This window comes from Rhizobacter sp. LjRoot28 (assembly GCF_964253025.1).
Lineage (GTDB): Bacteria > Pseudomonadota > Gammaproteobacteria > Burkholderiales > Burkholderiaceae_C > Rhizobacter.
Map to the genome: position 1 here is coordinate 139596 of NZ_CAXUQC020000001.1, position 21331 is coordinate 160926.

At 66.7% G+C, this 21331-nt stretch carries 17 protein-coding genes; 4 read left to right on the plus strand and 13 right to left on the minus strand.

Annotated elements, in window-relative coordinates; genetic code table 11:
* Positions 1-82: 82 nt before the first annotated feature.
* The 3 genes from ccsB to ACSQ2F_RS00680 form a co-directional block, all read right to left on the minus strand.
* The gene (ccsB, locus tag ACSQ2F_RS00670; RefSeq protein WP_436018743.1) at positions 83-1447 is read right to left on the minus strand and encodes a c-type cytochrome biogenesis protein CcsB; all 1365 of its coding nucleotides are present in this window, start codon (positions 1445-1447) and stop codon (positions 83-85) included.
* Positions 1444-3576 (minus strand): cytochrome c biogenesis protein ResB, encoded by a 2133-nt coding sequence (locus ACSQ2F_RS00675; RefSeq protein WP_436018744.1) that lies wholly within the window; start codon positions 3574-3576, stop codon positions 1444-1446. The genes ccsB and ACSQ2F_RS00675 overlap by 4 nt, the downstream gene beginning before the upstream one ends.
* Positions 3577-3689: 113 nt before the next feature.
* Entirely contained in the window at positions 3690-4319 is a 630-nt protein-coding gene (locus ACSQ2F_RS00680; protein ID WP_436018746.1) for a c-type cytochrome, read from the minus strand.
* 125 nt (positions 4320-4444) lie between these two features.
* On the opposite strand from ACSQ2F_RS00680, the gene yihA reads away from it, so the two are divergent.
* On the plus strand, positions 4445-5086 hold the full coding sequence (gene yihA, locus ACSQ2F_RS00685; protein WP_436018748.1) for a ribosome biogenesis GTP-binding protein YihA/YsxC: 642 nt from the start codon (positions 4445-4447) through the stop codon (positions 5084-5086).
* Positions 5083-5988, plus strand: a complete 906-nt coding sequence (locus ACSQ2F_RS00690) for an alpha/beta fold hydrolase (RefSeq protein WP_436018750.1) — start codon at positions 5083-5085, stop codon at positions 5986-5988. Before yihA ends, ACSQ2F_RS00690 begins: the two co-directional genes overlap by 4 nt.
* Before the next feature lie 179 nt (positions 5989-6167).
* Here the strand turns inward: ACSQ2F_RS00690 and groL are convergent, their stop codons facing one another.
* The 3 genes from groL to ACSQ2F_RS00705 all read right to left on the minus strand — a co-directional run bounded on the left by groL (position 6168) and on the right by ACSQ2F_RS00705 (position 8772).
* A complete protein-coding gene (groL, locus tag ACSQ2F_RS00695) occupies positions 6168-7817 on the minus strand; it encodes a chaperonin GroEL (protein ID WP_436018752.1) in 1650 nt (549 codons plus the stop codon).
* 27 nt (positions 7818-7844) lie between these two features.
* Positions 7845-8135 (minus strand): co-chaperone GroES, encoded by a 291-nt coding sequence (gene groES / locus ACSQ2F_RS00700; protein ID WP_056657987.1) that lies wholly within the window; start codon positions 8133-8135, stop codon positions 7845-7847.
* A gap of 337 nt (positions 8136-8472) precedes the next feature.
* Complete coding sequence (locus ACSQ2F_RS00705; RefSeq protein ID WP_436018755.1) at positions 8473-8772, minus strand: transposase; 300 nt, start codon at positions 8770-8772, stop codon at positions 8473-8475.
* Between the two features lie 197 nt (positions 8773-8969).
* Here ACSQ2F_RS00705 and ACSQ2F_RS00710 point away from each other — a divergent pair, with 197 nt between their 5' ends.
* Positions 8970-10151, plus strand: coding sequence for a hypothetical protein (locus ACSQ2F_RS00710; RefSeq protein ID WP_436018757.1), 1182 nt, complete (start codon positions 8970-8972; stop codon positions 10149-10151).
* Between the two features lie 555 nt (positions 10152-10706).
* Here the strand turns inward: ACSQ2F_RS00710 and ACSQ2F_RS00715 are convergent.
* From ACSQ2F_RS00715 to ACSQ2F_RS00745, 7 genes are all read right to left on the minus strand, one after another.
* Positions 10707-11786, minus strand: a complete 1080-nt coding sequence (locus ACSQ2F_RS00715) for a LacI family DNA-binding transcriptional regulator (protein WP_436018759.1) — start codon at positions 11784-11786, stop codon at positions 10707-10709.
* A 73-nt stretch (positions 11787-11859) separates the two neighbouring features.
* Entirely contained in the window at positions 11860-12945 is a 1086-nt protein-coding gene (locus tag ACSQ2F_RS00720) for an ABC transporter ATP-binding protein (RefSeq protein ID WP_436018761.1), read from the minus strand.
* Between the two features lie 18 nt (positions 12946-12963).
* A complete protein-coding gene (locus ACSQ2F_RS00725) occupies positions 12964-13872 on the minus strand; it encodes a carbohydrate ABC transporter permease (RefSeq protein WP_436018763.1) in 909 nt (302 codons plus the stop codon).
* Positions 13869-14813 (minus strand): carbohydrate ABC transporter permease, encoded by a 945-nt coding sequence (locus ACSQ2F_RS00730; RefSeq protein ID WP_436018765.1) that lies wholly within the window; start codon positions 14811-14813, stop codon positions 13869-13871. Before ACSQ2F_RS00730 ends, ACSQ2F_RS00725 begins: the two co-directional genes overlap by 4 nt.
* A gap of 48 nt (positions 14814-14861) precedes the next feature.
* Positions 14862-16094 (minus strand): ABC transporter substrate-binding protein, encoded by a 1233-nt coding sequence (locus ACSQ2F_RS00735; protein WP_436018767.1) that lies wholly within the window; start codon positions 16092-16094, stop codon positions 14862-14864.
* A 32-nt stretch (positions 16095-16126) separates the two neighbouring features.
* Positions 16127-17137, minus strand: coding sequence for a porin (locus tag ACSQ2F_RS00740; RefSeq protein ID WP_436018769.1), 1011 nt, complete (start codon positions 17135-17137; stop codon positions 16127-16129).
* A gap of 318 nt (positions 17138-17455) precedes the next feature.
* Entirely contained in the window at positions 17456-18781 is a 1326-nt protein-coding gene (locus ACSQ2F_RS00745) for a GH1 family beta-glucosidase (RefSeq protein WP_436018771.1), read from the minus strand.
* 393 nt (positions 18782-19174) lie between these two features.
* Here ACSQ2F_RS00745 and ACSQ2F_RS00750 point away from each other — a divergent pair, with 393 nt between their 5' ends.
* Entirely contained in the window at positions 19175-21247 is a 2073-nt protein-coding gene (locus tag ACSQ2F_RS00750) for a TonB-dependent siderophore receptor (protein ID WP_436018773.1), read from the plus strand.
* Positions 21248-21331 lie beyond the last annotated feature (84 nt).

Here is a 21331-nt window from a genome sequence, read left to right on the forward strand (position 1 = left end):
GCCACGTCGGACGTAAGGCATGGTGGCGGGCAGGTTGGACGGGGAATGCCTACTATAGTCCCGTCCCCCACCCGAAGCACGCTCAGAGTTCGCCGTAGGAGTGCAGTCCGGACAGGAACATGTTCACACCCAGGAAGGCGAAGGTGGTCACCACCAGCCCGACCAGCGCCCACCAGGCCGCGACCGGCCCGCGCAGGCCCTTCATCAGGCGCATGTGCAACCAGGCAGCGTAGTTCAGCCAGACGATCAGGGCCCAGGTTTCCTTCGGGTCCCAGCTCCAGTAGCCGCCCCAGGCTTCCGCGGCCCAGAAGGCGCCGAGGATGGTCGCGATGGTGAAGAAGGCGAAGCCCACCGCAATCGCCTTGTACATCACGTCGTCCAGCACTTCGAGGGCGGGCAGGCGTTCGGCAATGCGGCGCCGGGCCGCCAGGATGCCGCCGGTCACCAGGGCCGCGATGCCGAAGTACACGGCCCAGTAGCTGCTGATGGCCTCGATCGGGTTCTTGCGGAACACCACCGGCTCGAGGCAGAGCACCATGCCGAGCAGGAACAGCGGCGCCAGCTGCCACCAGCGCGATTGCTGCGCGGCGTGCTTCACCAGGTAGGCGAAGGCCACCATCGCCGACAACGCGAAGGTGCCGTAACCGATGAAGTTGGCCGGCACGTGCAGCTTCATCCACCAGCTCTGCAGCGCAGGTACCAGGGGCTGGATCTCGTGGGCTTCGCGCACCACCGTGTACCAGAGCAGAAAGCCGGTGGCGGCGCTGATCACGAGCATGACGAAGGCGCCCAGCGCGCGTGTGCGGTAGTGCTGCTCGTAGTAGAGGTAGAAGAGCGTGGTGAGCCAGCAGAAGAGGACGAACACCTCGTAGAGATTGCTCACCGGGATGTGGCCGACGTCCGGTGCGATCTGGTGGCTTTCGAACCAGCGCACGAGTGTGCCCACCAGCGCCATGCCCACCGCAGCCCAGGCGAAACGGCTGCCCAGCTTGAGCGCCGTGTTGTCCTCGCCGCGTGCGGCAAAGCCCACCCAGTAGAAGACGGTGCTCATGAAGGTGAGCACGCTCATCCAGAGGATCGCGCTCTGGCTGGACAGGAAGTACTTCAGCAGGAAGACGCTGTCGGCACGCGAGAGGTCGGCGCCGAAGCCGTCGCGCTGCTGCAGATACAGGCCGATGGCCAGCAAGGCCGCAGCGCCCACCACCAGCGAGAGCACGCGCAGCCGGCCCCAGAACCATCCGAGCGCGATGAGGGAGGGCAGGGTGGCGGCGAAGATGGGCTTCTCGTAGACATCCATCGAGGCGCCGTACTGCGCGAAGACCCAGGCGCCGCCCGCGAGCACGAGCAGCGCGAAGAGCCAGTCGAACAGGCTGCGCCGCGCGAAGTAGCCGGTGCGGCCGAAATCCAGCGTGGTGGTGGTGGTCGTGGTGGAAGTGGTACTGCTCATGGCTGGGCTCCGCCCTTCAAGAGGGCCTGCTTCAACGTCTCGAATTCGGCATCCGCGTCGAGCGTGCGGCGGGTGGTCGACATCGCGGTGCGGATGTGGGTGCCGCCGGCCGTCGGCTGCAACCAGATCCAGAGGCGACGCTCGCGGATGTACAGCATCGCGAACACGCCGACGATCAGCGCCACGCAACCGAGGTAGACGAGTGTCTTGCCCGGGGCACGGGCGACCTGGAACACGCTCGCCTGAACGTGCTCGTAGTCGGTCAGTTCGAGCAACACGGGCGCCGGATAGAACTGGCTGTCGGACAACGTCAGCATCGCCTGGGTCATCCAGGTCTGCGTGGCGGTGTCGGCCGGCAGCGGCGCCTGGCCGGCCTTCTCCCGCGTCTGGTTGAGGAGCTCGTACAGGCTGCCGCTCAGCACACGCAGCATCACCTCCGAGACCCGCTCGCGCTCACCTTCAGGGATCGTCTTCTCCAGGTAGCGAGACAGCGCCGGCAGCCCGCCGAGCGGCGTTTCGCCGGCCTCGGGCGGCACGGCGCCCGCGAAGAGGTCGAGCCCTCTCGTGCTCATCAGCGCCAGTTGCGGCAGCATGGTCGGCTTGTCGTCCGGCGTCGCCTGGCGGGCGTAGCGCTGGGCCGCGGCCGCGCGCGCGGCCGGGTCGCGCAGCGCACTGTTCAACGCCAGCCAGCGCGCGATGCTGTCGCGCTCGTCGACCGGAATGCGCAGGTAGCGGAAGGCCTCCGAGGGGTTGTCGCGCACACCGGCGAGGAACAGGCGCTGCCCGTCGATCTCCACCGGCGACATGTAGTTGTTGAACTCGCGCGCCTGGCCCGAGGCATCGCGCAGCTTGTAGCTCACGGAGGCGCCCACGTTGCGCAGGGCCTTCTCGGTGCGCACCTTCGCGCCGGAACCGAGGTGCGACTCCAGGCTGTCGACCAGGTCGACCTTGCGCACATCGGTGCCGCTCGCGGCCGCCTGCATGTTCTCGACGTTGATGGCGCGCAGGCCGGTGAACTCGATCGTGAGCTTGTCCTTGTCGGCCACGCCCGCGAGGGGCAGGGTGCCGCCGGTGCCGACCACACCGTTCATCTCGAAGGGCGCAATGCCGGGCTGCAGCGGCAGCGCCCGCAATTTCAGTCGCGAGCCCCCATCGTCGAAGCTGCTCTGGTAGATCGCCACGCCGCGGTGAAAGGCCGGCTCGTTCACCTTCACGGTGGCCGGCGTCACCTGGCCGGTCTCGCGGTCGTGGATCAGCACCTCGCTTGCGAACAGCTTGGGCATGCCGGTGTCGTAGTACTCGACGATGAACTTCTTGAGTTCGATCTCGAAGGGCAGCTCCTGCAGCACGACGCCGTCCTGCTGCGTCAGGATGGCGGTGCCGCGGCGCGCACCTTCGGGCACCTCGATGTTGCCCCGGAAGGTGAGGGTGCCGGCGTCGAGGCGGTGCTGCGCCGGGACGTCGCGGAGCATGCCTGAGCCGCCGTAGGGCGTCTTGCCCTGCAGCAGCATCTGCACGCGAACGATCAGGTCGCCATCGAGCAGGCCGCCGATGCAGATCAGCACGATGGCGGCATGCGCGGCGATGTAGCCGAGCTTGTTGGCCGCGCCCTTGCGTGCCGCGATCATGGTGCCGCGGAGCACGCCGTCGTCGCGCCGCTCCTGCACCTTGGCGCGCCAGCCGTGTCCGGTCAGCAGCCCCTTCACCCGCTCGAAGGCCTGGTCCGGCGATTCCGCCAGGTCGGCATCACCCCGGTGATGGAAGGACAGCAGGCTTTGCTCGCGGATGTGTTCCTTGTAGTGCTTGAGGTCGGCCAGGATCTTGGGCGTGTTGCGCAGGATGCACAGCGTCGTCGAGACCACCAGGAAGGCCAGGATGAGCAGGAACCACCACACGCTGTACACCCGCGTCAGGCCCACCGCCGTGAAGAGCTCCGCCCAGAAGGGCCCGAACTGGTTGACGTAGTTGATGGCCGGCTCGTTCTGGCGCACCACGGTGCCGATGACCGAGGCGATGCAGATGAGCGTGAGCAGGGAAATCGCGAACCGCATCGAGGACAGCAGTTCGACGCCGTCGCGCAGCACGCGCGAACCGGTGCGGAGGTGAATGCCGGTGGTGGAGGCTGCCATGGGACTACGGGCGGGGAAGGGGCAAGGGGAAGGCAGCGGTCAGCGAGGACGTGGCGCAGTAAAAAAGGCCGGTCAACGACCGGCCTTCTTGGAGCGAGTCACGCGCCTGAAGTTCAGCGCATGCCGGCGATGTAGTCCGACACGGCCTGGATTTCCGCATCATTCATCTTGGCGGCCACGCCGATCATCTGGGGGCTGTTCTCACGGGTCTTGCCGCGGAAGGCCTGCATCTGGGCGATGGTGTAGTCGGCATGCTGGCCGCGCAGCAGCGGGTACTGCGCCGGGATGCCGCTGCCGGTCGGGCCATGGCAGGCGGCGCAGGCCGGCACGCCACGGTCGGCAATGCCGCCGCGGTAGATCTTCTCGCCCAGCTGGACGGTGGCCTTGCTCTTGGCGGCGCCCAGGGGAGCCGGCTTCGAGGCGTAGAAGGCCGCGACGTTGCGCATGTCCTCGTCGCTCAGCATGGAGGCGAAGCCCTTCATGACGGGGTTCTTGCGCTTGTCGTTCTTGAACTCGGTCAGTTGCTTGACCAGGTACTCGGGGTGCTGCCCCTTGAGCAACGGGTTCGCCGGAGCGCCCCGGCCGGCGTCGACCGCATGGCAGGCCGCGCAAACGTTGGTGGCAATGGCTTCCCCCTTGGCCAGGTCGGGCTTCGCGGGTGCTTGGGTTCCTGCGGCGGCGACCGGAGACGAGAGCGTGGCAGCCAGCAGCAGCGAGGACAACACAGGGGCAAAAGACTTCATGGCTTGGGGCGATTCCGTGTGCAAAACCCAGCGATTTTACAATGCAAGTTTTGGGTGTCTCTATGACCGATCAAAACAATTCCAATCAGCCGGTCGCAGAACCCGTCAATTTCGAGAAATTGGCGTTGGCCTGGACCCACACCGCCCGGTTCCTGACCACCGCCAGCCAGCTCGACCAGCTTCCGTCCACCGAACTCCCTGAAATCGCCTTCGTCGGGCGGTCGAACGCCGGCAAGTCCACCGCGATCAACACCCTCACCCAGCAGAAGCGCCTGGCCTTCGCCTCCAAGACGCCGGGCCGCACCCAGCACATCAACCTCTTCGAGCTGGGCCCGAAGCTGATACCGGACGCCCTGTTCGCCGACCTGCCGGGCTACGGCTACGCGGCCGTCGCTCGGGGCGCGAAGCTCCGCTGGCAGAAAGTGATGGCCGACTACCTGGAGCTGCGACGCTCGCTGGCCGGCGTCGTGCTGATGGTGGACTCGCGCCTCGGGCTGACCGACCTCGATCGTCAACTGCTGACCTTCGTCGCTCCGCGCGTGGGCAACGGATCGGTCAAGCTGCTGGTGCTGCTGACCAAGTCGGACAAGCTCAATCGCCGCGAAGGCCAGGAGGCGCTTGCGTCCGCACAAGCCGTTCTGGGCGACTTGTCGACCGACGAAGCGGATGTCAGCATGTCGCTGTTCTCCGCCCTCAACAAGTCCGGCGTGGGCGATGCCGCCCAGGTGCTGCACAGCTGGACTCACCCTGGAGCTGCTCCCGCATGATCGACGTCCGCCCCATCGCGCTGCCGCACGGCATCACCTTGAACTGCCGCGTGGCTGGCGCCGAAGGGGCGCCCGTCATGATCTTCCTGCACGGTTTCCCGGAGGCGGCCTTCGTCTGGGATCCGCTGCTGACCTATTTCTCCGGGCGCTTCCGCTGCATCGCGCCCAACCTGCGCGGCTACGAGGCGTCCTCGGCACCGGCCGACGTGGCCTCCTACCGGGCCAAGCACCTGGTGCAGGACATCCATGCGCTGGTGAAGGCCTGTAGCGGTGAGGCACCGCTGGCGGCGCTGGTGGCGCACGACTGGGGTGGCGCTGTCGCCTGGGGTTTCGCCGCCATGTTCCCTGACATGCTCGAGCGGCTCGTGATCGTCAATTCGCCGCACCCGGCCACCTTCCTGCGCGAGCTGCAGAACAACCCGCTGCAGCAGGCAGCAAGCGCCTACATGAACGAGCTGGCAGCGCCCGGGTCGGAGGCCCGCCTGGCGGCCGACGACTTCGCCGCGCTGTGGCAGATCTTCACGCGCATGGGCGCGGCCGATCCCACCCGGCCGGGTGGCGGTTGGCTCACCGACCCGGTGCGCGCCCAGTACCGCGCGGTGTGGCAGGCCGGCCTCACCGGCCCGGTGAACTACTACCGCGCCTCGCCGCTTCGCCCGCCCACCGGCCCGGATTCCGCAGTCCATGGCGTGACGCTGCCGCCCGACGCCGTCACCATCCGGGTGCCGACTCACGTCGTCTGGGGCGAAGCCGATACCGCGCTGCCGCCCTCGCTGCTCGATGGGCTGGAGGCCTTCGTGCCGCGCCTGACCGTGACCCGCATCCCCGAGGCGACCCACTGGATCGTCCACGAGATGCCGGGCCGGGTGATCGCCGAGATCGACGGCGCCCTCAACCGCTGAGGCACCCTGCGGTGGGGCGGTCGCCCAGGCGGCTCGCCCGGACAGCGACGTGAGCGAGGCGTCGATCGGCTGACGCCAGATCCATCGCCGGACGAAAAAAAACGGGCTGCCAAGGCAGCCCGTTTCTCATTGCGGTATGACCGCATGGCCGGCCAGACCCGAAGGTCCGGCCGTGGACATCACATGTCCATGCCCATGCCGCCCATGCCGCCCATGCCACCGCCCATGCCGCCACCGGCCGGAGCGTCGTCCTTCGGGGACTCGGCGACCATGGCTTCCGTGGTCAGCATCAGGGATGCAACCGAAGCGGCGTTCTGCAGTGCCGTGCGGGTCACCTTCGTCGGATCGAGAATGCCCATCTCGATCATGTCGCCGTAGGTGTCGTTGGCCGCGTTGAAGCCGTAGTTGCCCTTGCCGGCCAGCACCGCGTTCACGACCACGCTGGCTTCGCCGCCAGCGTTGTAGACGATCTCGCGCAGCGGAGCCTCGATGGCACGCAGGACCAGCTTGATGCCGGCTTCCTGGTCAGGGTTGTCACCCTTGATGGCGCCAGCAGCTTGCTTGGCGCGCAGCAGGGCCACGCCACCACCAGCCACGATGCCTTCTTCCACTGCAGCGCGGGTGGCGTGCAGGGCGTCTTCGACGCGGGCCTTCTTTTCCTTCATCTCGACTTCGGTGGCAGCACCGACCTTGATGACGGCAACACCGCCGGCCAGCTTGGCCACGCGCTCTTGGAGCTTCTCGCGGTCGTAGTCGCTGGTGGCTTCCTCGATCTGCACGCGCACTTGCTTGACGCGGGCTTCGATGTCGCCAGCAGCGCCGGCGCCGTCGATGATCGTGGTGTTTTCCTTGCCCACTTCGACGCGCTTGGCCTGGCCGAGGTCGGCCAGCGTGACCTTCTCGAGCGTCAGGCCGACTTCTTCGGCGATGACCTTGCCGCCGGTCAGGATGGCGATGTCTTCGAGCATGGCCTTGCGACGGTCGCCGAAGCCCGGAGCCTTGACGGCCACGACCTTCAGGATGCCGCGGATGGTGTTGACCACCAGCGTTGCCAGGGCTTCGCCCTCGACTTCTTCAGCGATGATCAGCAGCGGACGGCCCGCCTTGGCCACTTGCTCCAGCACCGGCAGCAGGTCGCGGATGTTGCTGATCTTCTTGTCGAACAGCAGGACAAACGGGTTGTCCAGCAGGGCCGACTGCTTCTCGGGGTTGTTGATGAAGTACGGCGACAGGTAGCCGCGGTCGAACTGCATGCCTTCGACGACGTCGAGTTCGCTGTCGAGCGACTTGCCGTCTTCGACGGTGATCACGCCTTCCTTGCCGACCTTGTCCATCGCGTCAGCGATGATCTTGCCGATGGATTCGTCGCTGTTGGCCGAGATGGAGCCGACTTGCGCGATTTCCTTCGAGGTCGTGGTGGCCTTGGAGGCCTTCTTCAGCTCGGCGACCAGGGCCGTGACAGCCTTGTCGATGCCGCGCTTCAGGTCCATCGGGTTCATGCCCGCGGCCACGTACTTCATGCCTTCGCGAACGATGGCCTGGGCCAGCACGGTCGCGGTGGTGGTGCCGTCACCGGCGTTGTCGCTGGTCTTGGAAGCAACTTCCTTGACCATCTGGGCGCCCATGTTCTGAAGCTTGTCCTTCAGTTCGATTTCCTTGGCGACCGACACACCGTCCTTCGTGACGGTCGGGCCACCGAACGAGCGCTCGAGCACCACGTTGCGGCCCTTCGGGCCCAGGGTCACCTTCACGGCGTTGGCCAGGATGTTCACACCCTCGACCATGCGTGCGCGGGCTTCGCCGCCAAAGATTACGTCTTTTGCTGCCATTTGATTCTCCGAACTCGGTGGGCTGGATTACTTCTCGACGACGGCGAAGAGGTCTTCTTCACGCATCACCAGCAGCTCGTCACCGTCGACCTTGACGGTCTGGCCGCTGTACTTGCCGAACAGGACGCGGTCGCCGACCTTGACGCTCAGGGCAACGAAATCGCCCTTGTCATTGCGCTTGCCGGTGCCGATGGCAACGACTTCGCCTTGGTCCGGCTTCTCGGCGGCGGCATCGGGAATGACGATGCCAGAGGCGGTCTTGGTTTCTTGTTCCAGGCGCTTGACGACCACGCGGTCGTGCAACGGACGAAGTTTCATAGCATCTCCTTGATGACTCGATTCGAACTTCTGCAGGGCAGCGTTCGCAAGTTTGCGTTCACTGACTGGACGGCAGATCCATGCAGGCACCTCTGCGGATCGCCGTTAGCACTCGGTTCGTCCGAGTGCTAGCAGGGCGGATTATAGGGAGGGTTGGGCGGGATGCAAGGGGAACGAGACGACCTTGAGGCTAGGCGCGCTCAAGCGTGCGGTTGAGGAACGCACCGACCTGCTCGTCGAGTTCGAGGCACAGCCCGGCGATTTGGCTTTTCGGACACGCCACTTATCCCGAGCTCATTGAATAGGTCGTCTGAAGACGCGTGGAGATGCCCTTGATTTAATAGGCCTCCTGGATCATTGCGGTCAGCGCCCTGTCGGCCGTCCCGCGCGGCTCCAGGAACTCGGGTGAGTTGCTGCCCTCCCGCAGCTTGGGGATCTTGGGATCGACGGTACCAGCACGTGTCTCCCAGGCTCGTTCCCGGTACCCGTTGCGGCTGTTGGTCCGCTCGGCGCTCTTCTCGTTGTAGCCGGCACCAAAGCGCCCCCGGACGTCGATCTCCGTCGGCCGCTGAGCGATGAACTGCTCCATCTGGCGTAGCACATCAATAGCGACTCGCTTGCCGGCGAGCTCGGCCAATGCGTTAGCACAGGTTGTCGTCGGGGTTTTTGCTGAACACCTTGGTGGGGCGCACCTCAACCTTATCCGGGTACTTCACGGTGGCCACCGTCGCAGGGAACCGCCTCAGAGACTTACCCCGCCTCCTAGGACATTCCTTCCCATCGATGGACAGCATAAGGCAGCTTTAGGGATGGCCTTTCCATCAGGGCGACTCGATGATGCAGCGCGAGCACATTCGCCCTGCACCTATCGTGGTCCGCCGAAAACGCCAGAAGTCTTCAACGTTCTTCTCGAGTCTTGCCGAGTTCTCAGGCGGGCTCGGGTTCGCCTGGAAGGCGACGACCGCCGCAGGCGTACTCCTGTGCTTCGGTTACTTCGTCCGGTACCGCTACAGCCCCATTGACAGCCTGGGCAGCGTCGGCGCGGTCGCCGGCCTGGTGGCTGTCCTAGCCATGATCCTGAGCGGAACGCTTTTTGCGATCTGGGCTTACCCGGCGGGCCTGCTGTTGGCCCTTGCCAATTCGGAGGCCTCGCCAGCGCTGCGGCAACTGTTCGATGTGTCCGGCCTGGGCACGCCAGAACCGAGCAGTCGGCAAAGGGTTCGTCGTCTGGGGAGGCGAGTTCTCGTGGGCGCCAGTTGGGTGTGGCTGCCTTGGATGGCGATGGTGGCCGGCTCCTTGCCCGGGGTTTTTGGTGACGACGGCTTGCACCGCCAGGTGATGCTGGCCCTGCTGGCGGTTTCGATAGCCGGCTGGATGTATCTCTTTCGGGCACTTAGTGCAGGCCAGAGATGGCTTCGCATCGTTCTGGCGTTCGTCTCGATGCTCGTGCTCGTAGGCCCGGTCCTGGCGTTCTTCCAGTTCGCGGCCGCAGGCACCTTTGCACGGGAACGCGATGGGTTGCGACTTCTGGAGGTGGCTGCCGCAGCAGGCCTGCTGTTGACTACGGTGGTTATGATTTGCGGGGTGAACATCCTACGCGAAGGCGGACTCAGCGCCCGGCAGGTGGCAGGCCATACCTGCTGGATGTTCGGCGCCTTTGTGCTGCTGATGATCAGTCTAGGCGCCGTGGGCGGCTTGCTCGATTCAGTTATGGCCGCCGCGTCGGTCAGGGTGCCTCATGCGCGGATAGTCCTGGCCCAGGAAGCATGTGAGGCCCTGGACCGGCTGCCCGACGGGGCGACCGCTGCCGCGCCGGAAAGCGAGGGGAAGTCCGCATGCACCTTAAAGAACGTGCTGGTCGTTTCTAGGATTGGTGAACAGTGGCGGCTTGGCTGCCCGGGGCGAGCAGGTGATGGGATGGCGATAGACGCCAAGCAAGTTCGCATCTGGGCTCCTGGCGACCGGAACGGGGACGTTGACCCGCGCATCCGCCGGTGGTGCAGCAGCCTCAACTAGGCCCGTTTGGCGGCGCCGTCGCCGGCGCGCTCGCGCCTAAGCACTTGGCCCTCGTTTCCCGTTCCAAGACCCACACCTTCGCTGCAGATCTACATGTGAGGCCCTGTGTCGCGTTCCATGCTTGCGCGCAAACCGGCAGTTCACCTTGCTCGCGTACGGGCCTCAGTGCTGACTTGGATGCAGATCGGAAAGTGCTCGCTGCCGGAGGAAATGCCACTTGGCACGTGATGTCGATCGCCGCTCGATTTGAAACTCTCGTTCGCTCAAGCTGGAACGTCCCTGGCGCGTGCGGGCGAGGCCGACGACCGCTTCGCACAGAGATTGGCGCCTCTAACCGCGGCAGGGCAGACCTGAGCAACCAAGCCGCCGAGGGAGGGCGGCATCTACCCGACCAGCAGCCGCGCGCGGAACTGACACGCGGGTAGTTTGTAGATCCATAGCGGCATGGGACTCTCCCGAACGATGTGAAGACACTCTAGAGCTTGAACGGCCGCGTCAATCGCGACCATCTGCTGCCGACGGATCTGGCGCGTCCCCACGCCGATGCCCGGCGGCTTAGCGACGTCGGGCCGCGCTCTTCCCGGCCTTGGGGCTGGAGGCTGCCACGGCAGCAGCCACGTTCGCGTGCGGCCCGGACCCCACCGAACGGCGCCACACGATCTCCGCCGGGTAGTCACGCTGCATCGGCACGGCGAGGCCGTAGCACTCGTTCACCAGCTGCCGGCAGCCGTCGATGGCCACCACGTCATGCGGCACGGAGACGGTGGTGAGCGGCGGCGACCCGTAGGCGGCCACGGGCGCATCGTCGAAGCCCATGACGGAGACGTCGTCGGGGACGCGCAGGCCCGCATCGTTGAAGCACGAGATGGCACCGATGGCCATCTCGTCATTCGCACAGAACAGCGCGGTATAGCCCTTGCCCGCCTGGGCCAGCAGCGCCCGTGCGCCGGCATGGCCGCTGGGGAAGGTGAAGTCGCCCTCGAACGCGAGCGACGGATTTACCGCCACGCCATGCCGGGCCAGTTCGTCATGGAACCCGGCCAGCCGGGCCTGGTTGTCGGGTGCCGTGGATGGGCCGCCGATGAGCGCGATGTCGCGATGGCCCTTGCCGAGCAGTGCTTGCGCGGCCAAGCGGCCTGCATGCACATGGTCCACGGTGAAGCAGCGAAGCGCGATGGCCGGCACGTCGCGGTTGAGCACCACGAGGTGAGGGATGCGCCGGCTCAAGGCCACGAAGTCGTCGTCGAGCAGCGCGTTGCTCAGCACGATGATGCCGTCGCACTCCCGCTCCAGCAGGAATTCCACGCCGTCGAGTGCCAGGCGCCGAGCGTCGCCCTGGCCGCAGCCGTTGGCACACACCATGTGCCGGTTGATGGCCCGGAGTTCGGCGTCGATGGCCCCGAGGATGGGGCCGTAGAACGTGCCCGTGAACGCGGGCACGTACACACCCAGCATGCCGGACGAGCCCATGAGCAGTGCGCGAGCGATGGAGGACGGCCGGAAATCCAGCTGCCGAGCGGCAGCACGCACGCGTTCGAGTGTTTCGGGGGCGACGGGGCCTCGCCCCGAGATGGCCCGGGAGGCGGTGCCTGTGCCCACACCTGCCAGCCTTGCCACATCCTTGATTGTTGCCATTCGCCCTTGCGCGCCTCTGTCCTTTGGGCGATGGTACCAACAGGCCCGTGGCGAACAGGCCACGACGAGGCCGTCACAGCCGCTGCTGGCTCACGGGATCGAACAGGGACACGGTGCCTGCATCGACACCCACACCGACGGTGCTGCCCTCGTCGAGCCGCGCCGCGGCATCGAGGTGGGCCGCCATGGACACGCCCTGCGCGTCCAGCCACACCACCTGGTCTGCCCCCATCGGCTCTACCAGGGAGACGGTGGCTCGCAAGCCCGCCTGCCGGTCATCCGCACCGAGCAGTGTCAGCGCCTCGGGCCGCACGCCGAGCACGGCGGGCATGTCCTGCACCGGCTCGCGTTCAAAGGCATAGCCGCTGACGTCGATGGCCAGCGAAGCGCCCTCGAAGCGCACGGCACCACCGGTGACCACGAGCTTGCCCTCGAGGAAGTTCATGCTGGGCGAACCCAGGAATCCGGCCACGAACAGGTTGGCCGGACGGTTGTAGACCGCCTGCGGTGTGCCGATCTGCTGGATGCGGCCCTGCTTCATCACGGCAATGCGGCTGGCGAGCGTCATGGCTTCCACCTGGTCGTGCGTCACGTAGACCATGGTGGTGCCGATGTCCTTGTGCAGCTGCTTCAGTTCGCGGCGCAGTTCGCTGCGCAGCTTGGCGTCCAGGTTGGACAGCGGCTCGTCGAACAGGTACACGCCGGCCTCGCGCACCAGCGCCCGACCGATGGCCACCCGCTGCCGCTGTCCCCCTGACAGCTGCGACGGCTTGCGCTGAAGCAGCTCGGTGAGGTGCAGCATCTCGGCCGCGCGCTTCACCCGCTCGGCGATCACCGAACGCTTCACGCCGGCGATGCGCAGCCCGAAGGACATGTTCCTTTCCACCGTCATGGTGGGATACAACGCGTAGCTCTGGAACACCATGCCGATGCCGCGGTCCTTGGGATCGGCCCAGGTCACGTCGGTGTCGCCGATCACCATGCGCCCTTCGCTCACGTCGATGAGTCCGGCGATGCTGTGCAGCAGCGTGGACTTGCCGCACCCGGACGGACCCAGCAGCACGAGGAACTCGCCGTCCTGCACGTCGAGATCGAGCCGCTCGATGATGTCGACACCGCCCAGGCGGATGCCGAGGTCCTGGATCTGTACGTTGGCCATGTGTGGTTTCCTGAAGGTTCAGCCCTTGACCGCGCCGGCGGCGATGCCCCGCACGAACCAGCGACCGGAGATGAGGTAGACGGACAGCGGCACGAGCGACGTGAGGATGGTGGCGGCCATGTTTACGTTGTAGGTGCGCTCGCCGGTGGTGGTGTTGATGACGTTGTTGAGCTGCACCGTCATCGGCAGGTGGTCGCCGCCGGCGAACACGAGCCCGAGGATGAAGTCGTTCCAGATCATGGTGACCTGCAGGATCACGACCACCACGATCATCGGCAGCGCCATGGGGAGCATCAGCTGGAAGAAGATGCGCCAGAAGCCCCCGCCGTCAATGCGCGCCGCCTTGAACAGCTCGCCCGGCACGCTCGCGAAGTAGTTGCGGAACAGCAGCGTCATCACCGGCATGCCGAACAGGGTGTGGATCAGCACGATGCCGGGCAGCGAGCCGAACAGATTGACGAGGGCGAAGGTGCGCACGAGCGGGTACATGATCACCTGGTACGGCACGAAGCTGCCGAACAGCAGGATCGCGAACAGCGGCCCGGCCCACCGCACGCGCCAGAACGACAGCGCGTAGCCGTTCAGGGCCCCGAGGAAGATGGAAAGGGCCACGCTCGGCACCACGATCTGCACCGAGTTCCAGAAGCCGCCGCGGATGCCGTTGCAGTCGAGGCCCGTGCATGCGCCGGACCACGCCTGCACCCAGGCGTCGAAGCTCGGCGCGACGGGCAGCGAGAACAGGTTGCCGAGCCGGATCTCCTCCATCGGCTTGAGCGACGTCACCACCATCACATAGAGCGGCATCAGGAAGAACAGCGCTGCACCGGCGAGAAACGCGTAGAGCCCGATGCGGCCGGGGGTGAGCCAGCGGCGGCGGGACGGTGCCGCCACGCGTGCCGCGGGCAGCGGTCGTGCGAGCGTGTTCATCGCTTGCTCTCCCCGCGGTTCGCCACGCTGCGTGCATACCAGAGCGGTGCCAGCAGCGCGATCACGGTCAGCAGCATCACGGAGCTGGCCGCGGACGCAAGGCCGATGTTCGCGCGGGCGAAGAGGTGGTCCATGATGAACTTCGCCGGGACCTCGCTGGCCTGTCCGGGTCCGCCCTGCGTCATGGCCACCACCGCGTCGTAGATCTTGACCACGCCAATGGCCAGCAGCATGGTGGCCGATGCGAAGGCCGGGCCCAGCTGCGGCAACACGATGCTCAGGTAGTAGCGCCAGCGCGGAATGCCGTCGATGCGCGCGGCATGCCACAGCGATTCGTCCACGCCCCGCAGGCCGGCCAGCAGGATCGCCATGACGAGCCCGGAGGCCTGCCACACGGTGGCCAGCACGATCGTGTACATCACCTTGTCCTGCGACACGATCCAGTCGAAGCGGAAGTCCTCCCAGCCCAGCGCCCGCACCGTGGACTGCAGACCGAACTCCGGGTTCAGGGCCCACTGCCACACGAGGCCCGTGGCCACGAAGGACATCGCATAGGGGTACAGGAAGATCGTGCGGAAGAAGTCTTCACCGCGCACCCGCTGGTCGATGAACACCGCCAGCAGGAAGCCCACGGCAAGGCTGAGCGCCACGAACAACACCCCGAAGAGCGCCGCGTTCTCCAGCGAGGTGATCCAGCGTTCGCTGGCGAACAGCCGGGCGTACTGCGACAGGCCGACGAAGTCGCTGCGCGGAAAGATCTGCGAGCTGGACACCGAGATGCGCACCGACCACAGCACGCAGACGACGTACACGCCGATGGCGGTCAGGGCCATGGGGAGCAGGGCGAGGTGCGCGCCCCAGGGAGAGCCGCTGCGGCGCGGACGCCGGGGCGCCTTGGCGGCGCCCGGTGCCGCCAAAGGGGACGTGACGGATGAGTTCATGGGTCAGGCTTCCTGAGGGCAGCTGGGGCGCCGTGTGGTTCAGTCGGCTCAGGGCTTGAGCGCGGACCGCAAGGACTTGCTCACCGCGTCGATGGACGCATCGCTGTTCCAGAACTTCGAGATGGCGTCCTGCACGTTCCCATACATGTCCGGCGTCATCAGCATGTCGGCCACGGCGAGGTGGCGCGACGGGTCCTTGAGCGCTTGCAGTCCGGCCTGGGCGCAGATGTCGAACTGGGATGCGTCCACATCCGTGCGGATGGGGATCGAGCCCTTGCGCTGGTTGAACGCCACCTGGGCGGCGGGCCCGGTGAATGCGGCGGCCAGCGTGTGCTGGGCTTTCACTGCCTGCGCGTCGGCCGTCTTCGGGAACACGAAGACATCGCCCGCAATGATGTAAGGCGCCGTCGGGCTGAAGCCGCTGAAGCAGCCGTACTCCTTGCCGGCTGTCTGCTTCGCGCTCGCGAACTCGCCCTTGGCCCAGTCGCCCATGATGAGAAAACCGGCCTTGCCGTTGATCACGAGCGCCGTGGTGTCGTTCCAGTTGCGGCCTGCCGAGCCCGCGTCGGTGTACCCGCGCAGCCGGCGCATGGTCGTGAGGGTCCGGCGGAACGGCTCGCTGTCGATCACCGAGGCGTCCTGTGCCTGATAAAACTTCAGGTAGGTGTCCTTGCCGCCCACATGCACCAGCAGAGCGCTGAAGGTCAGCATCTCCTGCCAGCCCTGCCCACCGATGGCCAGCGGCGTGAGTCCCGCAGCCTTGAGCTTGTCGAGCGCCGCGAAGAACTCATCGAGGCTTTTGGGTTCACCGGCCACGCCGGCCTTCTGGAGCGCTGCCTTGGAGTACCAGAACCAGCTGGGGTTGTGGATGTTGACCGGGGCCGCGTAGTAGTGTCCGTTGACACGCACGCTGTTCAGGATGGGCGCGGGCAGCATCTTGTCCCAGCCTTCCTTCGCGGCCACGGCGTCGATGTTGTTCAGCATGCCTTCGGCGATCAGGTCGCGGTACTGCTTGGACGTGTTGAACAACGCGGCTGTGGGCGGGCTGCCGCCGGCAATGCGGTTGATGGCCGTGGCGCGGGCATTGGCTCCTCCCGCCACGGCGGCATCCACCCAGGTGCCGCCCGCCTTCTGATAGGCATTGGCCAGCTCCCGCACGGCCGCCGATTCGCCGCCGGAGGTCCACCAGTGGATGACCTCCGCCTTCTGCGCATGCGAGGTACCGGCGGCAGCCACGAGCAGCGCGGCGATCAGGGGACGGAGTGGAAGGTTGCGGTTCATCGGTCGTTCCATGTCAGAAGTGGAGAGGAGGCTCAGAACTTGTGGCGGATGCCGGCGTCGTAGGCGGTCGATCGGGTGAGTCCGTCGGACTTGGCGGTCCCCAGGTTCGCGTACAGCATCGTCCGCTTGCTCAGGTTGTGGTCCGCCCCCACGTAGAACTTGGTGTGGTGCACCTCCGTGCTGGCCGCGTTGGTCGTCGCCTCCAATCGGCCCGCCCCGGCGAAGACCCGGCCGGTGGGCGTGGGAACGACGAACGTGAGCGTTGCCGATCGCGCTTCGTACTCCGGCGTGGTCGGGCCGCCCTGGGCGTCGGAGAAGGTGACGAGCGGGCGCACGAAGCCGAAGTCGTACCCGCCCGCGAGGATCACGAGGCGGTTGTCGCTGTCGACTCCGTCGAAGCCGATGGCCGCATACACCGGGCCGCCGTTGTACTGGACGTTGCCGCCCAGGCTGCGCCTGCGCTGCCCTTCACCGGCCGCGACGGCCAGCTCCGTGCTGAGGCCGCCGAACACCGGCGAGCGGTAGCCCACCGAGTTGTTGCGCCGGATGCCCGAGTTGTCGGAAGCGACGCTGCCGTTGTAGTTGGCCCAGGCGAACGGCTGGCCGGGCTGGCTGGTGTAGCTCCAGCAGGTGGGGTCGGCCGTGCAGGTGAGGTAGTAGGCCGGGATCACCTCGCGGCCCAGGTACACCTCGCCGAGCGCCTTGCTGCCCAGGGCCACCACCGACACGCCCTTCCAGAATGAACCGGAGTCGACCGTGCCGGTGTCGGCGAAGAAGCGGTGCTGGATGTCGAAGCTCGCGTACAGGCCGCCGCCCAGTTCCTCGCGACCCTTGAAGCCGAGCCGCGAGGCATTGCCCTGCTGCACGACCCAGGTGCCCGGCGTACCGCGTCCCGGGTTCAGCGACGTGCCGTTGTTCGACTTGCTGATGCCGACGTCGACGACGCCATAGATCGTGACGGAGTTCTGCGCGGTGGCGACGCCGGTGCAGGCAGCGAGTGCGAGGGCGAGGGGCGCGGCGACAGTGATCGGTGAACGGCTCATCGGTTGTCCTTCAAGGGTTCGGGAGGAAGGTGGCGCGGCGCGCCCCCAGGGCCTCGAGGCCGCAGAGCGGCCGGTGCTTGTCGGTGCCGCGGAGGCGGCGGGTTCATGTCGATGCCGCAGAGCGGCGGGTGCCTTCGGGCAGCTGGCGCATGTTGGGTTCGGGTCCTGAGTGCCCATCCGGCAGAAGGGAGCGATGCCGCGCGTGACCGGGTGGACCGGTCCGCGCGGCGCGGACCTGTCCATGCACACCGCCCCTGCGGTGCGCATCGTTGGAAACAGGCGTTCAGGGAACGCCGTGGGCGGGCGGGCCCGCCGGGTTCATCGGGGTCCGCGCGCGCGCTCGGCGAGGAAGGCCTGGAAGCCCTTCGCGCTGTGCTTGAGCGTGCGAACCTGGGTGTCGTAGTCCACGTGGACAAGGCCGAAGCGGCGCTCGTACCCGTAGGCCCATTCGAAGTTGTCCAGCAGCGACCACACGAAATAGCCGCGCACGTCCACGCCCGCCTCGATCGCGGCATGGACGGCGGCAAAGTGCCGTTGCAGGTAGGCGCAGCGCTGCGTGTCCGCCACCTGGCCGTCCACCACGAGGTCGGCGGACGCCATGCCGTTCTCGGTGATCAGGATGGGTGGCAGGTTGGCGTAACGCTCCCGGAAGCCCACGAGGAGTTCGGTGAAGGCCTCCGGGCACACCTCCCAGCCCATCTGCGTGCGCTCGCGGCCCGGCGGCTGGACCTCCACATAGCCGTGGCCGTCGTCGCTGCGCAGCGTGCTGCGGTAGTAGTAGTTGATGCCGAGGAAGTCGAGCGGTCGGCTGATGACGTCCATGTCGCCCTCGAGCACCAGCGGCTCCGTGCCGGGGCGCAGGCGGAACACGTCCTCGGGATACTCGCCCTTGAGCAGGGCGTCGAGCACCCAGTCGTTCAACTGCACTTCGAAGAGGCGCGCCGCTTCGCGGTCCGCCGCGCTGTTCGGGTCTTCGGGCGCGCCGCGGCCGATGTTCACCACGATGCCGCGCTGCGCCTTGGCATCATTGGCCTGAAGGGCCGGCTGCGCCAGGCCATGGCCCAGCAGCAGATGGTGCAGCGCCTGCGCTGCGTACCGCGGGCCGCGGCGGCCCGGTGCATGGCGCCCGTGCGTGTAGCCGAGGTAGGCCGAACACCACGGTTCGTTCAGCGTGGCCCAGGCCGTCACGCGTCCTTCCAGGGCGCGGCTGATCTTGTCGGCATAGTCCGCGAAGCGATACGCAGTGTCACGGTTCAGCCAGCCGCCGCGGTCTTCCAGGTGCTGCGGCAGGTCCCAGTGATACAGCGTGGCGTACCGTTGGATGCCCTTGTCCGCCAGGCGGTCCAGCACCCGCTTGTAGAAGTCCACGCCGCGGGAGTTCAGTTCACCGTCCAGCCCGATCACGCGCGGCCAGGCGATGGACAGCCGGTAGGCGTCCACCCCCAGAGACCCGATCAGGTCCACATCGTCCGCCCACCGGTGGTAGTGCTCGCAGGCGCGGTCGCCGGTGTCTCCGTTCAGCACGTTGCCGGGTGTCGCGGCGTAGGTGTCCCAGATGCTCGGCAGCCGGCCGTCCGCCTGCGTCGCACCTTCGATCTGGAAGGCTGCCGTGGCCACGCCCCAGAGGAAGTCTGGCCGACTCATGACGGAGCCGGCAGGCGGTGCAACCAAAGGCGAAGAGGGCGGCGACAGGGAGGACATGGCAAACCTTGGCACGAGAAGTGGGCTGAAAATGTGGTGGAATCGTTTCCACTGGAATCGATTCCACCACCAGTGGCCAAGCTCTGCATTGGGGATTTCCCGGTAGGGGCGAGGACGGGCTTCCGGCGCGGTTGTCCGTTCTACGCGCTTCCTGCGCCTGTGACGATGAAGGTCGACGGCAGCGATAGGCGCGCAGGTGACCGTGTACCGGGAGGACCTCCAAGGGATGTCAGCTTCAATTGCGAGTGATTCGCATTAAGATGTGCCTCCTTTCTTTGTCGAGGCCTTGTCGTGCGAACTCCTCTCTACGGAACCTCCGGTCGAATACTCATCGCGGTGAGTGCGCTCTGTCTGCTTGCAAGCGCGCTGGCGCAGGAGGTGCAGCCCGACGCCCAGACGCTGCCGCAGGTGACGGTGCGGGCGTCAGCGGGTGATGAACCGGTCGACCTGCGTCGCAAGGTCAACACGGGGGCGCTTGGCTCGGCCAGCCGGCTCGACACCCCTTTCTCCATCACCGCCGTGACGGCGGAGCAGCTGGCCGAGCGTCAGCCCATCAAGCTCGGCGACGTGTTCGCGCTCGACGCGTCGGTCAGCGACAACAGTGGCGGCTACAGCAGTTGGGCGTCGTACCTCACGGTGCGCGGCCTGCCCCTGGACTGGCAGAACGGCTACCGCATCGACGGCAAGCCGTTCCTCAGCTATGCGATCACGCTGCCTTACGATCACTTCGAGCAGATCGAGTTGTTGAAGGGCGCGTCGGGCTTCATGCATGGCTTTGGTTCGCCGGGCGGGGTGGTCAACTATGTGACCAAGCGGCCCTCGGAAACGCCGGTGCGCAGCGTGGAGGTGGGCTTCACCTCGAACAGTCTGTGGCGCGAGCATGGCGATCTGGGCGGGCGCTTCGGCAACGACGGCATGTTCGGCTACCGCCTGAACGTGACGCACGAGGAAGGCAAGACCTTCAACAAGGGCACACTGGACCGAAACGCCGTGTCCGTGGCGCTCGACGCACGCCTGACGCCCGACCTCACCTGGACGTTCGGCTCGCTGTATCAGAAGCGAAAGGCCACCGGCCAGACCCCGTCCATCTTTACCCGCAGTTACGTGGGGACCGCACTCCCGTCCGTCGTCAACGGCGACAACGATGCGATCGTGAGCGGTGGCCAGCACCTGACCACCGACTTCCAGCTGCACGCGACCGGCGTGGCATACCGCCTGACACCGGACTGGACACTGACGAGCGACCTGAGCTACAGCACCGCCGACCGGAGCCGCAACGAAGGCATCCTGTTCCTGACCGATGCCAGTGGCGCGTTCGACGAGTGGCGATCCGACAGCGCAGAAGGCCACCGCTTCACCCAGTGGCAGGCCACCGTGAACGGGAAGCTCGAGACCGGCGCGCTGCGCCACCAGGTGGTGGTGGGCACGGCCTTGCAGAAGCAGGTGAACCTCTACAGCGCCAACAGCGTGTACCAGCAGATCGGTTCGGGCAGCCTGGACGGCGGCAGCGGCAACCGCTACGACACGGTGACGGACTTCGCGATGTACCGAGACAGCGAGATCACGCAGCGCGCCGTCTTCGCGAGCGACACGCTCCAGCTGACGCCGCAATGGTCGGTGGTCGGCGGGTTGCGCCACACGCGCTATGAACAGGCGAGCTTTGCGCCCACGGGTGCTGAGTTGCCCGGGTACGAGAAGCGCACCACCACGCCGACCCTCGCGCTGCTCTTCGAGCCGGACACGGGCACGACGCTGTATGCGAGCTATGTGGAGTCGCTCGAAGCGGGCTCTCGTGTGGGCGACACCTACGACAACAAAGGCGTGCAGCTCAAGCCGCTGAAGAGCAAACAGGTCGAGGTGGGCGCCAAGACGCAGCGGGGCGACTGGAGCGCCACCGCAGCGCTGTTCCGCATCGAGCGTGCCGCCGAGTACGCCAACGCGAACAACCTGCTCGTCCAGGACGGCCTGTCGGTCTACCAGGGCGTGGAGATCGAAGGCGCCGTGCGCCTGGGGGCGCCGTGGCGCGTGAGTGGCAGCTTGATGGCGCTCGACAGTTCGTATGAGCGAGGCAATGCGCACACCGGCAACCGGGTGGCCGGCGCGCCGAAGTTCGTGGCGGCCGCCCGGCTGTCGTACGACGTGCCCGCGCTGCCGGGAATGAAGCTCACGGCGGACGCCAAGTACACCGGCGCCACGATGCTCAACGCGGCCAACGCCATCGAGCTGGGCGGCTACGTGGTGGCGAACCTCGGCGCGAGCTATGTGGCGCGGATGTACGGCACGGACGCCACCTTCCGTGTCGCGATCAACAACGCCGCCGACAAGCGCTACTGGGAGTACCAATACGCCGACTACGTCAAGCCGGCTGATCCGCGCACCGTCGCGGTCAGCGCCCTGTTCGACTTCTGACGAACACGGCCCGGGACATCGCACCGGACGCGAGGCGTCCTCGGTGGGCCGGCAAGAGTGTGCCTCGGCCGCTGGCGCCTCGCC

Coding starts and splice junctions, on each gene's coding strand:
- ACSQ2F_RS00720 (WP_436018761.1), bottom strand. CDS start 12,945: ATGGCCAACGTACAGATCCAGGACCTCGGCATCCGCCTGGGCGGTGTC.
- groL (WP_436018752.1), bottom strand. CDS start 7,817: ATGGCAGCAAAAGACGTAATCTTTGGCGGCGAAGCCCGCGCACGCATG.
- ccsB (WP_436018743.1), bottom strand. CDS start 1,447: ATGAGCAGTACCACTTCCACCACGACCACCACCACCACGCTGGATTTC.
- ACSQ2F_RS00680 (WP_436018746.1), bottom strand. CDS start 4,319: ATGAAGTCTTTTGCCCCTGTGTTGTCCTCGCTGCTGCTGGCTGCCACG.
- ACSQ2F_RS00725 (WP_436018763.1), bottom strand. CDS start 13,872: ATGAACACGCTCGCACGACCGCTGCCCGCGGCACGCGTGGCGGCACCG.
- ACSQ2F_RS00735 (WP_436018767.1), bottom strand. CDS start 16,094: ATGAACCGCAACCTTCCACTCCGTCCCCTGATCGCCGCGCTGCTCGTG.
- ACSQ2F_RS00675 (WP_436018744.1), bottom strand. CDS start 3,576: ATGGCAGCCTCCACCACCGGCATTCACCTCCGCACCGGTTCGCGCGTG.
- ACSQ2F_RS00715 (WP_436018759.1), bottom strand. CDS start 11,786: ATGGCAACAATCAAGGATGTGGCAAGGCTGGCAGGTGTGGGCACAGGC.
- ACSQ2F_RS00690 (WP_436018750.1), top strand. CDS start 5,083: ATGATCGACGTCCGCCCCATCGCGCTGCCGCACGGCATCACCTTGAAC.
- ACSQ2F_RS00710 (WP_436018757.1), top strand. CDS start 8,970: ATGATGCAGCGCGAGCACATTCGCCCTGCACCTATCGTGGTCCGCCGA.
- ACSQ2F_RS00740 (WP_436018769.1), bottom strand. CDS start 17,137: ATGAGCCGTTCACCGATCACTGTCGCCGCGCCCCTCGCCCTCGCACTC.
- groES (WP_056657987.1), bottom strand. CDS start 8,135: ATGAAACTTCGTCCGTTGCACGACCGCGTGGTCGTCAAGCGCCTGGAA.
- ACSQ2F_RS00745 (WP_436018771.1), bottom strand. CDS start 18,781: ATGAGTCGGCCAGACTTCCTCTGGGGCGTGGCCACGGCAGCCTTCCAG.
- ACSQ2F_RS00730 (WP_436018765.1), bottom strand. CDS start 14,813: ATGAACTCATCCGTCACGTCCCCTTTGGCGGCACCGGGCGCCGCCAAG.